Here is a 14,332-nt window from a genome sequence, read left to right as displayed (position 1 = left end):
GATTAAATCTTAGTATAATAAGTTTTACAAATCCTTTGATTTTAACAATAACACATTTGTATTAAGTAATGGAGTGAATACGTTTTTAACTTCGTTTAATAATGTTTCATTGCTTATTTCTTGATTTAATTCACTGCGTACTGCATCAAATATTTCTCTTAAACTTTTCTCTTCTGTCATATATTTGAAAATATATTTAGTACTTCTAAATATCGATATTGAGATATTAACATTAGTTAACACTCCGTTATTAATAGTAAAATTAATAGCACCGTTTACTGTTGAAGGATTTGCTTCTAAATGTTCATAAATTTGTTTAGCAAAATTAGTGATATTGTGAAAATAAGGTATATTATCAAGGTCATCAAGCGAGGCTACACTATCTTTTTGGTTTGATACGTAAAATGAGTGTTTAATAATATTGCCGGTAAGTATTTCGGAAATTGCTTCCCTAGTTACTTTATCCATCTTTTTAACTTTTTGTAGAAGTGAAAAATCTTTTATGTAATTTTCCGGTCTTAATAAAATTTTCTCTAAAGGATCAAGATAATCAACAAAATTTAAGTCTGCTTTTTCTACGAATTCATATAACTCAGGAACGGAATATGCCCTATCCTGCTTGTGCAGGAACATATCATAAACTCCAACGTCACCGAAATTTTGGTAATCAGAAAATAACTCCCAACCTCTTTTATACCAGTTAGTAGCAGGCAGGTTATCTAGAATTAATTTCCCGTTCATTACTTCTTCGACACGGCTTTTAGTATCTTTATTTATCATTTTCATTAAACCCTGCATTTGATAAACACCGGTACGTCCGTATTTAGCATATACCATTAAACCCATACCGCCGGTTGGCTTCAAAGAGTCTTTTAGATTTTTTAAACCTTCATCAGGATTTGCTAAATGATGAAGTACGCCGGTACAATTTATATAATCAAATTTTCCAAGTTTTAGATTAGGTATATTTAATATGGAATCATTAATCCATTTAATATTTTTAAGACCTCGTACTTCTGCACGTTTTTGTGCTACTTCCATGCTAGGTTTACTAAAATCTAGATATATTATTTCGGAATTCTTATCTTTTAACTGCTCAGCAAGGTAAATAGTTGAATCCCCTGTGCCGCCGCCGGCTATTAAGCATCTAAAATTATTATTAAAATTTTCTTTTCCTTTATATAGAAAATGGTTTAATTCTCCTAGAAATTCACCGCAAATAGCAAGTAAACGTTCTTTTTCTTGATTAGGATCCCTAAACGGATATGGATAATCTTGATAATGTTCTTGTACTTCTGCTAAATCTTTAGAAATTGTGGTATTTTTTGTTTTCTTTGAATTGTTCATAAATATTATTTTTAAGTTGTTATTATATCTTTTATAATTAATTGAATAGTATAATTATCTTGCCAGTTATTTGTTTTTAACGTTCCTATTGCGGCAATATTTTTTGCTTTAGGACTTAATAACACTTCTTCAAACGAAGTTCCTACCGAATTAAAAGCGATAGCAGATAAAGCTTTACTACCAAAACCTTGTTTATTTGGAGCAAGCAAGGCTTTAATATGTTTACTTCCAACAATATCTGCTTTTAATACAAATAAATTATCAAATTTAAATATAGGCTCATGGTTACCTTGTCCAAAAGGTTCTAGACTACTTAATTCTTCCATTAAAGGTAAATTAATACTATTGAGGCTCAAGTCAAGATCATATTCTACTTGCTTATAATTTTCTAGCTTATTTATACTAATTCTAAAGGCGTTATTTAAAAATTCCTGTAATTCTTGTAATTTTTCAGCAGTTACGGTAAAACCTGCTGCCATAGCATGTCCGCCTCCTGCTATTAGTAAACCCCGGGTTTTAGCATTGATAATTTCAGCTCCAAAATCAATACCTGTAATAGAACGGCATGAAGCTTTACCAATTCCGTCATTTAAAGCCACAACCGCTACCGGCTTATCAAATTTTTCTTTGAGCCTACCGGCAACGATTCCTATAACGCCTGGATGCCATCCTTCTTTTACAATAAATAATAAACTACTATCTTGTTGTGTCAAAGCAATTTCCATCGCTTCTTCTATCATTAATAACTCAATTACTTTACGCTCATTATTATGTTTTTCAAGTTCTTCAGCTAATTTGCTTGCTTCATTAGAACAGCTAGTAGATAAGAGATTAGCACCTAAACTTGACTTCCCTACTCTACCACCCGCATTGATACGCGGACCTAAAATAAAACCTAAATGATAACATTTCGGTATTTCATTAAGCCCTGCCATATCATATAATGTTTTAATCCCTATGTTTTGCCTTTGTTGCATTACTTTCAATCCGCTTGCTACAAAAGCACGATTTATCCCTGTTAGTTTTACCATATCACAAACAGTACCGAGAGCTACTAAATCTAAATAGTTTATTAAATTAGGTTGAGGAGTTTTTGTAAAATAATTCTGCTTCTTTAAGTTCGATAATATGGCAGTTGCAAATAAGAAAGCAACTCCTACGGCTGCCAAATGTTTATATTCGCTTTTTTCATCAATACGATTTGGATTTACTATAGCTACTGCATCCGGTAATATTTCCGTAGCTATGTGATGATCGATGACTATAACATCAAGGCTAATGTCTTTTGCATATTTTAGGGCTTCATGTGCCATAGCACCGCAATCAACCGTAATTAATAATTCAGTGCCGTTATCTTTAATTTTTTGCATAGCAAAAGGAGTTGGACCGTATCCTTCAGCTATACGATCGGGAACATAAATATCACATATTATATTTAAATCTCTAAAGATATTTTTAAGTAAAGCAGCTGAAGTAGCACCGTCCACATCATAATCGGCAAAGATACATATTTTTTGGTTATTTAAAATAGCTTTAACAGTTCTATCTACTGCTTTAGCCATATCAAGTAGATGAAAAGGATCAGGTAGTAAATTTTTGATTTTCGGTATCAAAAAATTTTCTACTTCTTCTAGATTCTTTACTCTTAATGATACTATTCTAGCAAGTAAATCACTAATTTTAAAACTCCGACATAATTCCATGACTATATCTTCGTTAATCAGTTTCTGCTGCCAGATTTTACCGTTTATAGATGCTTGTGGTTTCATTTTACATTGTCATACCGTGGCTTGACCACGGGGTTCAGAAATATAACTTATATAATAATATTTGTCTGCTTTTTCCTGGATACCGCGGTCAAGCCCGCGGTATGACATCGAGCTAAACTTATATCTCCAAAAGTTTCTTAGCTTCATCATCTGCAATTAAAGCTTCAACAAACTCATCTAATTGCCCATTTTTAACTATTTCGTCTATTTTATAAAGCGTTAAGTTTATTCTGTGGTCGGATACTCTTCCTTGCGGGAAATTATAAGTACGTATCCGCTCCGAACGATCTCCCGAACCTACCTGCCCTCGTCTACTATCGGCTCTTTCTTGTTCCTTTTTACGTCGTTCTGCTTCATAAATTCTAGCACGTAGAATTTTTAACGCCTTTGCTTTATTTTTATGCTGTGACTTCTCATCTTGCAAAGCTACGGTAATACCGGTAGGGATATGGGTTATACGCACGGCAGAATCGGTAGTATTAACGTGCTGTCCGCCAGCCCCTGAAGCTCTATAAGTATCGATTCTTAAATCCTTATCTTCAAGCTTAATATCAACATCTTCTACCTCAGGAAGGACGGCAACAGTCGCAGCCGAAGTATGGATGCGTCCGTTCGATTCAGTTTCCGGTATTCGTTGCACTCTATGAACGCCTGACTCAAATTTGAGCTTAGAGAATACATCTTTGCCTTTTATTGACGCCGATGCTTCTTTATAACCGCCTATACCTGTATCTGCAATTGCTAATATCTCAAAACGCCATCCTTTTAACTCTGCATATCTTTGATACATATTAAAAAGTACGGCAGCAAAAAGTGCTGCTTCTTCTCCGCCGCTTCCTGCTCTAACTTCAATAATAGCACTTTTACTATCCGCCTCGTCTTTCGGTAATAAAGCAATTTTTACGGCTCTTTCAAGTTTTGGTAACGAATTTTCAAGAGTGTGTATTTCGTCTTCAATCATTTCTAAAGTGGCATTATCAAGTCCTACTTCTAGCTTAAAATTATTTGTTTCTTCAAGCTCAGATTTAGCCTTATTATATCCTTTAATTTTGTCTACAACCTCTTCAAGTTCGGCATATTCTTTAGATGCTTTAACAAATTCATCTCCCATAATACCGGAAGATAGTTTTTTGCCTAAATTTTCATATTTATCTAAAATTTTTGCTAAGTTATCTGAAAAACTCATATTATTTTTTATGTATTATTGTGATTTATTTAGAGTGAGAATATTTATTGTTGCATGACTCAAAAAAGTACTTAGTGTCATACTGTGGCCCCTCCACGGTATCCATAAAAAAATTAAAAAAGACTGAATCCCGCGATCGAGTCGGCTTTGTTGCATGGATCGGTTTTCCCTCTGTCACCCCGTGACTTGACCACGGGGTGACACCAAAGACTTGATTATAACAACATCAAAGCGGGGGTTTCTATAAACTTCTTAAATGCTGCCAAGAACTCAGCACCGATTGCCCCGTCTACTACTCGGTGATCGGCAGAAAGAGTTACGTCCATAATTGTTGCTATACTTATTTGATCATTCTTGACTATAGCACGTTTTGAGCTGCTACCGACCCCCATTATACAACTTTGCGGTGGATTTATTATAGCATTAAAATTCTTAATACCGTACATACCGAGGTTAGAAATGGTAAACCCTCCGCCTTGAAACTCTTCAGGGGTTAATTTATTATCTTTTGCTTTCTTGATTAATTCCTTCATTTCACGAGATAGCTCGATAATATTTTTTTGATCGGCATTTTTAACTATCGGCGTAACAAGCCCATTCTCAATCGCTACTGCTACCGAAATATCGACATTATTGTAATATCTAATCGCATCTTCCCCCCAACTAGCATTAGCATTCGGCACTTCTTGCAAAGCTTTGGCTACTGCTAAAATAATAAAATCATTAACCGATATCCTTGTTGATTTATCTTCAGAAAAAGATTTATTAATGTCGTCTCTTATCTCTAATAATTTATCAACGTTACATTCTATCGATAAATAGAAATGCGGGACTGTTTGTTTAGATTCAAGTAGACGTTTAGCTATAATCTTGCGAATATTATTATTTGGTACTAAACGATATTCTTCGGGATTGCTACTAACTATTTTATTATGAACAGTGCTAGGAGTATATGATAAAATATCTTGTTTGACTATTCTACCGTGCGGACCGCTACCTTTTACGTTCTCAAGTCTAATATTTTGAATTTTTGCAAGTCTTTTCGCAAGGGGTGAGGCGAATTTACTTTTGTCATGATTTGTAACTGCTACCTGCTCTTCTATATTAGAATGTTGCACAGCTATATTCTCAGTGGATTTTGGAAGATTAGCATCTGCTTTCGGTGATGGTGATACACTACTATTTTTTGCAATAAACCCATCAATATCGGCTATGTCTTCTCCCTCTTCGCTTAACACGGCAATTAAAGAGTTAACAGGTACATTTTGACTATTTTGTGGGATAACTATTTGGGCAAGTATACCTTCGTCTACTGCTTCTACTTCCATCGTTGCTTTATCGGTTTCAATTTCGGCAATTACTTCTCCGGGATTAACTTTATCTCCTTCTTTTTTTAACCACCTAGCTAGATTTCCTTCCGTCATAGTTGGAGATAAAGCAGGCATTAAAATTTTAATCGGCATAATTTATTTAGATTTGATTTTTTATTATTGTTATTTAATGGCAATTGATGTCATTCCCTCAGAGGCGGGAATCCAGTAACCTATTGTCACCCCGTGGCTTGACCACGTGGTCCAGTAATACAACCCACAATTAGTATTTGTCTATTTTTTTCTAGATCCCGCGATCAAGTCGCGGGATGACAGGGGTAGAATTGATCTATGCAACAACACCATAATTTCCTCGCAATGACGACGCGAGTATCTATTACACCTTAATATCAGGGCTAACTATCATTATCATCTGCTTACCTTCCATTTTAGCATGCTGATCGATTTTAACGAGTCCCTCTAATCCTACTTCTATACGTTTAAATAGTTCTTGACCGACTTCTTTATGAAGAATCTCTCGCCCCTTAAACCATAAAGAAATTTTTACTTTATCTCCGTCTTTTAAAAACTCTTTTATTTTTCTTAGCTTAGTTTCAAAATCACCTATACTAATATTAGGTTTAAATTTCATTTCTTTAAGTACGACGATTTTTTGCTTTTTGCGTGCTTCATGTAAACGCTTTTTGCTTTCATACTTAAACTTACCGAAATCTAAAATCTTACATACGGGAGGTTCGGCATTCGGTGATATTTCGACTAAATCAAGACCGGCTTTGTCAGCCATGTCTAATGCTTCTCTAATATTTATGATGCCGTGCATTTCACCGTTTTCGCCTACTAGACGAACTTCTCTAGCTCTGATTTCTCTATTAGCCTTAGGAAAATTATTTTTAGAAATAAAACTTCTCCGTGTTATATTTATTTATAAACATTGCATTTAACTTATTTTATTTAAAATTACAAGTAAATAAAATATTTCATCTTTAATTTTATATAGAAAGTTTTAAAAAAATATTGAAACTACGAGGCAAATTCCAAATATTAATAAACAGATTCGTGTTAATTTAGCGACTCTTTCCTGCATTTTCAAGTTTTTTAGATCTATAGCATGCTTATGAGCTTGTTCTTTTTGTGCCATATGTATTAATTCCTGTAAAGTACCAGGATAAATATGCTCATACTCACTGATTAAATCAATTGGCGGTAATATATGTTCAAATTTTTTACGGTCAAAATTATTATCGGGCTCGTTTACACTAAAAGTCTTAGCATAACCTTTATTTAATCTATTATTCTTGTTAAAAAAACGTTTAGTCTCTTTCATATTCCTTTTTTATTTTTTGAAATGTATATAATATATTACTTTCAACTATTTTAAAATAATCAATTAATTGCGTTTCTTTTTTTTGCTGTTGTTTAGAGTTTTTCATATTTGTTATATTCTTTAGCTCTGCATATACTAGTTTTATAAAATTTTTTTTCATTGATTATACTCAATTTATAAAATCTTTTTCGGGTATTAGCGGTTCGCCCTCTAAAATTTATAGCATTATTAAACTTATTGCAACAGGTTATAAAATTTTTATCGCATCCGGCAGTAATTTTTACTTCCTCGGCATCTTTAACCGAGTCCAGTATAATATCCTGTAATATAATCAAATCACCGAAATTACTTAGAACTTTACTGCTAAAACGATTCTCGCCGAATATGATTTGACCGCCGTTATAATAGCTGTTTTCTTTATCTAAATCTAGTATTCTTACACTTTCCTTGAACATTTCTTTAACCTTATATATTCCGCTATATAAACCTTTATCTATATTGCATTTATTATCTCCGAAAACTGCTCTACATGTTTTACTATATCAATTAATTACAGTCTGATTATATTTTACCGTTTCGGGTTTTAAATGTATTTAAAAGCTTAAATCGTATTTTGTATATAAAGTGCAATAATATGTAACAAAATGCTCAAAAACACCGTTAGTATATATTATTATTTTAACAATAGCATTATTTAAATTCATATCAGATCTAATGCCTTTTTCTTCAAAAATACCCTCAATGATTATATGATTTTGTGCGGAATCGTTAAATTCCGCTTCTTTTAAATCTAAACCGGAATTCGGTACAAAAACTATCTCTTCACTTTTTATAGTATGATCACTATTTGTTAAGTTTAATTCCTCACCGCTAGCTAATTTAATTTGAAAACAATAAACAAAATTCTCTAACTTTGTAATTACTTCTTTAAGGGCAATACTCATACTACTACCTCTACTAACTCTATGTCAGATAATTCTATAGAACCGTCATTACAATAAGAATCTTCAAAACTGTCTACGCTCAACCTAACAGCTATATCAAAAACAAAATCAGCAGTTAAAGTTACATCTTGACCTAAAGGATTCGGTAATGTTATAGCACCGTCGTTGTAATCGACTATACCCATAGTCCTTACGTTATTAATATATAACGTAAGGACTATTATTAACAGGTTTAGTAATTACTCGTTCGTAAGGAGCAATAGCATCGCTATATATCTTCTTTAGCTGAAATTTATTTAAATTACCGTCACCTTTAGCAATAACTTCGCTAATTCCTTTATAATCAGCATAATTCCTGAATCTAAAAGCAAAGTTACTTCCTCTTCTAGCTTTAAAAAAGCTATTAAATTGCTCAAATTCTGTACTGCTTAACCTTGCATTTTTTATTAAATATTTTTGACAGCTATTAGTGCGATCTAAATGCCTTGCTTCTCTACCCGATTTAGTTATAGCGTGAGAAGTAGAAAATTCCGGCTTCCCGACCGCAAAACTTTCAATAAATTCCGGCATACGTATATCATGAAAATTCATAAGATACCTAAAGTTATGTGTGTTATGTCATTCCTGCGAAAGCAGGAATCCAGAATAAAGCGAAATTATTTGAGCTTTTACTCTTAAAAATTCAGGATATTTGCACCATTTAAATACTGGATTCCCGCTTTCGCGGGAATGACATTAAAGAATCAGCGCTTTACGCTTCTCCAAATTCTCTACAAGTTCACCCACAGCATCAGAGAAGAAAAATTGCTATAACTTTTTCAGCCTTTTCTTCCTCATATGTGTGAAATGCAAATTCTCTTATTTCTACAAACTTAAACCATATGCTAGGATCAGAAATTAAACCGATAACTGCAGCTTCTCGAAATATTTCCTTTAAAGTATATGGGGACTTACCGCCTTTTTCACAAAAACGTTTCATCATTTTCCAAGCAACTTCATAACAAAATTCAAAAGCCTGAATACTACCTGTTTTATTCTGCTCGGTATCTAAATGTTTACGAAATTCTTCAAATTTATTTCTAGACCTTAATAAACTACTTATATCTAATCCTTCAATTACGTGCATATTTATAACCTTATTTTTTGTTTTAGTAATGTTTGGTAATTTATTACCAGTTTTGTACTGACTAAGTCTTTACTAGTTTGAAATTCTATTTTATTTGCTTTTATACCTGCAACATTTTCAAATGAGTGATGCTCTATTTTATCGCTTATTTTACTAGCAAGACTTAGTGCCATATTACGATTTTTATCATTAGTAAAAATACATATTTCAAATGCCAGCTGCATTATATTTTGTACATTAGTCGATATATTATTAACATTTAATATATTGACAAGTAAAAATGGACATTTCGCATCTTGAACAACGGAAAAATATATTTTATTAATTTTAGTTTTTATTTCATTATCGTTTATAAGTAATTTATACAAACTTAATTGAAAATTATAGATAAAATCATGATACATATATTTCCAACGCTATTATATTTAAAAATTTACTTTTTTCTTCAACGTTAATGATTCGTTTAATTTCAAATTCCCGTTCTTTAAATAAAATACGCATTTTAGTAGTGATATTTTTAATAAATATCACTCTAAATAAAAAATATCCTTCTGTTATTATATGTCCAAAGCTTATATTTTCTAAAGTAAGAAATTTGCTGTCGCATAACGGTTTAATTTCGGCATAAGTGGTACATTTCTCTACCCATCTATCTTCCTCCATACCCTCTCCTGCTATATTTTCTAAAAACTTAATTTGATGCCCGAAATTTTTTACGAATGTTTTTTTGCATGTTTTTACCTCAAATTTGTACCTTTCGATAAGGTAGGTATAAATTTTTACCTCTTTGGAAAGACCGATACAATTCGTGGCTTGACGATCATACATCTCGGCAATATGTAGCATTATTCCGTGTTTTATAGCAATATTACCTTTATCGTAACCTCTTATATATTCTATTGTCAGCTCTTCATTACTTAATGCTTTATTTAAAATTAAAATATTTTGATCAATCATATAATCATCTGCCGCTAAATCATTTTCTTGGTCTTTAAATTTTTTCTTTATTTTTATTATTTTTAGTAATGGTTTATATTTTAATAAAAACTCTCTTTTTCCTGTAATATTACAAATAAATTTTATTTGTTTTGATATAAAATGTAGTTTAGTAAAATTCTCTGCCGCAGTTATGGCGGCATCAATTAATCCGACTATTAAATCATCATCATAATTAGCCTCCACCCGCATATAATTTTTTACCTGCTCTAAACTCCACACTTCTTGCGGGAATATTTTTATGATTTGAAAACTGTTTTTTTTGAACATACTGTAACCCTCAGTGTCATACCGTGGCTTCGGACTGTTGAAAAAGTGATAAGAAGGAGCGGAATGCAGTTAAGTTAAGAAATAAGATGTATTTTTATGCTTAAATAAAGGTATAAAGATGCATGGTTATAAAGCTGATCAAGATGTAATGAGTGGTAGTATTAGCTTAAGGCAAATGATACCCAATGATCATTTATTAGTAAGGATTCATGAAAATAAAGCATTAGATTTTTCTTTTATCTATGGAATAACCAAAAAATATTATTGTGCTAACAACGGACGTCCATTAATTGATCCTGTATTATTTTTCAGGATGAAAATAATATCTTACTTATATGGTATAAGGTCAAATAGAAGATTATGTAAAGAAATTCATCTGAATGTAGCATATAGATGGTTTTGTGATTTAGGTTTGGATGATAAGGTACCCGATCATTCATCATTAAGTAGAATAAGAGATAGATATGGAGTAGAGCTATTTCAACAGATATTTGAAAGCTTAATTAAGCGATGGTATAAATTAGGTATTTTAAAAGGAGAAACCATTATTTCAGATGCATCTTTAGTTGAAGCGTATGCATCTATAGATAGTATGATATTAAGAAATGATAAAGATGATACACAAAAACGAGAATTAAAAATATATGAACGTCGTTATCATGATTTTAGAGAAGGGAAAAAAGTAAGAAAAATATCTAACCAACCTCATGTAAGCAAAACAGATCCTAATTGTAGTCTTGTATCAAGAACTAGTGGCTATAAAAAGCTATGTTATAAAACACATTACTCGATTGATAGCGGTACGCGTATTATAGTAGATTGTTATGTAAGTACAGGATCACAACATGAGTGTGTTATACTGCCAAATAGGGTTTGTTATATATTAAATAATTTTTCTTTTAAAATAAAAGAATGGATAGCAAATAAAGGTTACGGTAGAGGTCCAACTTATAGATACTTTCAGTTGCTAGGAATTACTACTTATATACCTTTACACGTAGACAATCTTGGTGAAGGAAAAATAAGTAGAGGTGAATTTAAATATGACAGAAAGAACGATAGGTATAAATGTCCTGAAGGACATTACCTTTATCCTTATACAAAATTAGATAAAAACGAATAAAGCGTTATCGTATTACGGGTGGACATTGTAAAAATTGTCTATTAAGACAACGTTGTATTTCTGATAATTATAGTAATAGAGCAAGATTTATATACCGTAATCCTTATCAGGATGAAATAGATGAAGTAAAAGCAAGACAGAACAGCATTGATTTTAAGCAAAAACTAATTGAGAGCAAATGGAAAATAGAAGGCATCTTTGCTGAAGCTAAAGATAATCATGGCTTACGAAGAGCACAATTTAGAAGTATACAAAAAACACAGATTCAAGTCTTCATGATTGCAATAGTGCAAAATTTCAAACGGATACTTAAAATTATTTTTTGGTTTTTTATCTATTGCTACTAAAAATAAAAAATATTTGCAACCTTGATGACTTTTTCAACAGTCCGGCTTGACCACGGTATCTAGAAAAAAATTACTGGACCCCGCTAGTAAGCTGCATCTCCTTGACCGCAAATTAACGCCTCTTTTAACTTTTTGTGCAATTCAACTACGATATCTATATTATCGTCTGTTATTATTAGGGTATTGTTTCCCGAATTTGTAAGAGGCATTTCAACATTTTGTAAATAATCTGCTAATGCTGCTTGTAACACTTCAGAAGAAGTTAGTAGTGTCTTTTCTATTTTTTTATTTTTCCTTTTTATCATTATTTTTATTCCTTTATTTTAAAGATATTGTGGATAAAAGTTTTTTATAATTCAAAGCAACAAGTTTGAACATCGTTACTCTTTGGGATTACCCATTACTTCTGTATTATTTTCGTCTTTATGGAATTCCGTTAATTCAATCATAGAAAAATCATCGACTTCCTTATTAAGTTCTTTACAGGCTCTATTTCCACTAATAAGCTTGTAATTTTCCGGTAAGCCACTATTAAATTTTTCTATTAATGGCTTCAAGTAGGAAGTTTCTTTACGAAAGTAAGAAATTTCAGGATTATTCCATTCATTTTGAGTTTTATTGATAAACTGTACTTTTTCTAATGCCAAATTTTTAATTTCAAGTGTTTCATGTTTAGATAATTCACGAATTTCCGGAATTGTTACATTTGATAACATATAACCAATGATACTTACTAAATGACCAACTTGAGATATTGCAAGGTTAAGGTAATCTTTATGATAGAAATCATTAACCAAAAAACAAGCCTCTAATTTTCCAAGTATCATTGCTGCTTGTAAATATTTTATAGACTGAATAAATTTTTTTGTATTGCATCATTAATTACTTTTTTATCTTGATATAAGATTATAGCATTGGAATATAAATCTACCCCTTTATTGTATATATACTGAGGAGTTAATAATGTCTTTGGAGTATTATAAGCTGTTAGCATCATCTTTTCAAATAATGATTGTTTTTTTCATTGTCTATGATTTCTTCATCATAAGTAGTTTTTTTCATATTTTATATCCCTATAATATAATACACGAACTATCTTCTGAGGTTATTATTTCAACCTCATATTCGTCTATAGGTGAGGATACAAGCTCTGAATAGTTTATTGGTATATATACATGGGAGGTTATTAAGAGTGAGATTAAAATTTTCAATAATTTTATCCTCTATAATTGCGAAAGGATTTGTACTATTTTGCTGTTGACATATTTTAATAGCTTCTACGTGAGCAACAACACTTGGTTTGAAAAATTTTTCATTAATATTTGATAATAAGAAAGTATTTGTACATTTTTCATTCTCAAGTTCTCTTCCTACTAAAACCATAATATCTCTAAATTGTTTTATACTTATATTTTGAAGTTCATAATTAGGTATTTTTTTTATTACTTCGTCATATAGTTCTATTAAACCTTCAAATGTGTTATTATTACCGGTAAATAATGCACATTTAAAAGTTTTTTCAATTTTATTAAAATCTTCCATTAATGTACGAATATTATCATAAGAAAGCTTTTTAAATTCGTTTAATTGCTCATATGCATTTTTTAAAAATGCTTGAGACATATAACTTGGGTTGTTATTCTCTTGGGGCATATTAATATTACCTTGTTAATTTTAGAGCTTAAGTAATGGTTAACAATAGTTAAACCAATAATTTAAATTTAGTAAAATTTTTGCTAAAAGGAAAGTTCGGCAGTGGAAAAAGAGATTATTTTTTTGGAAGGGAGTTGCAATATTATTCTGCCGGTATTATCGGTATCTTTAAAAAGACCGGTTATTATATCATTTTGATGTTTAACGCTAATATTCTCATGTAACTTATAGGCATGTTCTAACCATTTTTCTCTAATAAAAGAAAAACCGTTATTATCCCAAATTTGATAATATTTTTCAAAATTCTCTATTAATATCTTAAGTAAAGCTTGCGGCTCTATAGGCGGTAGATTTTCGCTTATTAAGCTAGTAGTAGGCTGGTCGATATCTATAGGATGATAAGTAATATTAATCCCTATACCGATGATAATGTAATAATTATCCTCTACTTTAACGGATTCAAGAAGTATACCGGCGATTTTTCGACCGTTCACCAAAACATCGTTGGGCCATTTTAGTTTCACACTGTCCCGTGGCTTGACCACGGTATCCATATAATTACTGGATCCCGCGATCAAGTCGCGGGATGACATACTATCATAAACGGCAAGTGCCGTAACAAAAGATAATTGCGTTAATAATTCTAGCTCTTTATCAGGTTTTATTAGTAAACTTACATGTAAGTTACCTGATCTAGACTGCCAATTTTTACTGCTTCTTCCTCGTCCTTTGGTTTGAGATTTGGCAAGTACTGCATAATTTGAATCAACTTGGTTACTCTTAGCAATTCTCATAGCCTCAGAATTTGTACTATCTATTTCGTCAAAAACAATTAGTTTAAATTTACCTATGTTCATTTTTAGAATTAATGTTGTTGAAACCGATGTCATTCCCGCGTAGGCGGGAATGACATAAG

At 31.5% G+C, this 14,332-nt stretch carries 15 protein-coding genes and 3 pseudogenes; 2 read left to right on the top strand and 16 right to left on the bottom strand.

Annotated elements, in window-relative coordinates; genetic code table 11:
* Window positions 1–24 precede the first annotated feature (24 nt).
* The 12 genes and pseudogenes from ACIAS7_RS06065 to ACIAS7_RS06010 form a co-directional block, all read right to left on the bottom strand.
* Window positions 25–1,347, bottom strand: coding sequence for a class I SAM-dependent methyltransferase (locus ACIAS7_RS06065; RefSeq protein ID WP_473198636.1), 1,323 nt, complete (start codon window positions 1,345–1,347; stop codon window positions 25–27).
* Between the two features lie 11 nt (window positions 1,348–1,358).
* A complete protein-coding gene (gene recJ, locus ACIAS7_RS06060; RefSeq protein WP_473198635.1) occupies window positions 1,359–3,116 on the bottom strand; it encodes a single-stranded-DNA-specific exonuclease RecJ in 1,758 nt (585 codons plus the stop codon).
* A gap of 118 nt (window positions 3,117–3,234) precedes the next feature.
* Window positions 3,235–4,302, bottom strand: coding sequence for a peptide chain release factor 1 (prfA, locus tag ACIAS7_RS06055; protein WP_473198634.1), 1,068 nt, complete (start codon window positions 4,300–4,302; stop codon window positions 3,235–3,237).
* Window positions 4,303–4,517: 215 nt separating this feature from the next.
* Window positions 4,518–5,765, bottom strand: a complete 1,248-nt coding sequence (locus tag ACIAS7_RS06050; RefSeq protein ID WP_473198633.1) for a pyruvate dehydrogenase complex dihydrolipoamide acetyltransferase — start codon at window positions 5,763–5,765, stop codon at window positions 4,518–4,520.
* A 244-nt stretch (window positions 5,766–6,009) separates the two neighbouring features.
* The gene (gene infC / locus ACIAS7_RS06045; protein ID WP_473199436.1) at window positions 6,010–6,495 is read right to left on the bottom strand and encodes a translation initiation factor IF-3; all 486 of its coding nucleotides are present in this window, start codon (window positions 6,493–6,495) and stop codon (window positions 6,010–6,012) included.
* 141 nt (window positions 6,496–6,636) lie between these two features.
* Window positions 6,637–6,957 (bottom strand): DUF2335 domain-containing protein, encoded by a 321-nt coding sequence (locus tag ACIAS7_RS06040; protein WP_473198632.1) that lies wholly within the window; start codon window positions 6,955–6,957, stop codon window positions 6,637–6,639.
* 169 nt (window positions 6,958–7,126) lie between these two features.
* Window positions 7,127–7,412, bottom strand: a pseudogene (locus ACIAS7_RS06035) (phage BR0599 family protein).
* A 261-nt stretch (window positions 7,413–7,673) separates the two neighbouring features.
* Window positions 7,674–7,901, bottom strand: a pseudogene (locus ACIAS7_RS06030) (hypothetical protein); the annotation flags it as partial.
* Window positions 7,898–8,492, bottom strand: a pseudogene (locus ACIAS7_RS06025) (phage distal tail protein, Rcc01695 family). The pseudogenes ACIAS7_RS06030 and ACIAS7_RS06025, both read right to left, overlap by 4 nt.
* Before the next feature lie 199 nt (window positions 8,493–8,691).
* Window positions 8,692–9,027, bottom strand: coding sequence for an HI0074 family nucleotidyltransferase substrate-binding subunit (locus ACIAS7_RS06020; protein WP_473198631.1), 336 nt, complete (start codon window positions 9,025–9,027; stop codon window positions 8,692–8,694).
* Between the two features lie 2 nt (window positions 9,028–9,029).
* Window positions 9,030–9,431, bottom strand: a complete 402-nt coding sequence (locus tag ACIAS7_RS06015) for a hypothetical protein (protein ID WP_473198630.1) — start codon at window positions 9,429–9,431, stop codon at window positions 9,030–9,032.
* Window positions 9,421–10,293, bottom strand: coding sequence for a head-tail connector protein (locus ACIAS7_RS06010; RefSeq protein ID WP_473198629.1), 873 nt, complete (start codon window positions 10,291–10,293; stop codon window positions 9,421–9,423). Before ACIAS7_RS06010 ends, ACIAS7_RS06015 begins: the two co-directional genes overlap by 11 nt.
* A 118-nt stretch (window positions 10,294–10,411) precedes the next feature.
* On the opposite strand from ACIAS7_RS06010, the gene ACIAS7_RS06005 reads away from it, so the two are divergent.
* Together ACIAS7_RS06005 and ACIAS7_RS06000 are read left to right on the top strand one after the other, a co-directional pair.
* Window positions 10,412–11,416: a transposase gene (locus tag ACIAS7_RS06005; RefSeq protein ID WP_473198628.1), complete on the top strand. Its 1,005-nt coding sequence runs from the start codon at window positions 10,412–10,414 to the stop codon at window positions 11,414–11,416.
* Window positions 11,413–11,763: a transposase gene (locus ACIAS7_RS06000; protein ID WP_473199382.1), complete on the top strand. Its 351-nt coding sequence runs from the start codon at window positions 11,413–11,415 to the stop codon at window positions 11,761–11,763. Before ACIAS7_RS06005 ends, ACIAS7_RS06000 begins: the two co-directional genes overlap by 4 nt.
* Window positions 11,764–11,846: 83 nt before the next feature.
* On the opposite strand, the gene ACIAS7_RS05995 is transcribed toward ACIAS7_RS06000, so the two are convergent.
* The 4 genes from ACIAS7_RS05995 to ACIAS7_RS05980 all read right to left on the bottom strand — a co-directional run bounded on the left by ACIAS7_RS05995 (window position 11,847) and on the right by ACIAS7_RS05980 (window position 14,273).
* Window positions 11,847–12,068: a hypothetical protein gene (locus ACIAS7_RS05995; RefSeq protein ID WP_473198627.1), complete on the bottom strand. Its 222-nt coding sequence runs from the start codon at window positions 12,066–12,068 to the stop codon at window positions 11,847–11,849.
* Between the two features lie 75 nt (window positions 12,069–12,143).
* The gene (locus tag ACIAS7_RS05990; RefSeq protein WP_473198626.1) at window positions 12,144–12,590 is read right to left on the bottom strand and encodes a hypothetical protein; all 447 of its coding nucleotides are present in this window, start codon (window positions 12,588–12,590) and stop codon (window positions 12,144–12,146) included.
* A gap of 292 nt (window positions 12,591–12,882) precedes the next feature.
* Entirely contained in the window at window positions 12,883–13,416 is a 534-nt protein-coding gene (locus tag ACIAS7_RS05985) for a hypothetical protein (protein WP_473198625.1), read from the bottom strand.
* Window positions 13,417–13,499: 83 nt separating this feature from the next.
* The gene (locus ACIAS7_RS05980; protein ID WP_473199435.1) at window positions 13,500–14,273 is read right to left on the bottom strand and encodes a biotin--[acetyl-CoA-carboxylase] ligase; all 774 of its coding nucleotides are present in this window, start codon (window positions 14,271–14,273) and stop codon (window positions 13,500–13,502) included.
* Window positions 14,274–14,332: the final 59 nt, after the last annotated feature.

The sequence above is a fragment of the Rickettsia sp. 109562A South Dakota genome (assembly GCF_055791265.1).
This window is presented reverse-complemented; position numbering and strand designations above follow the sequence as displayed.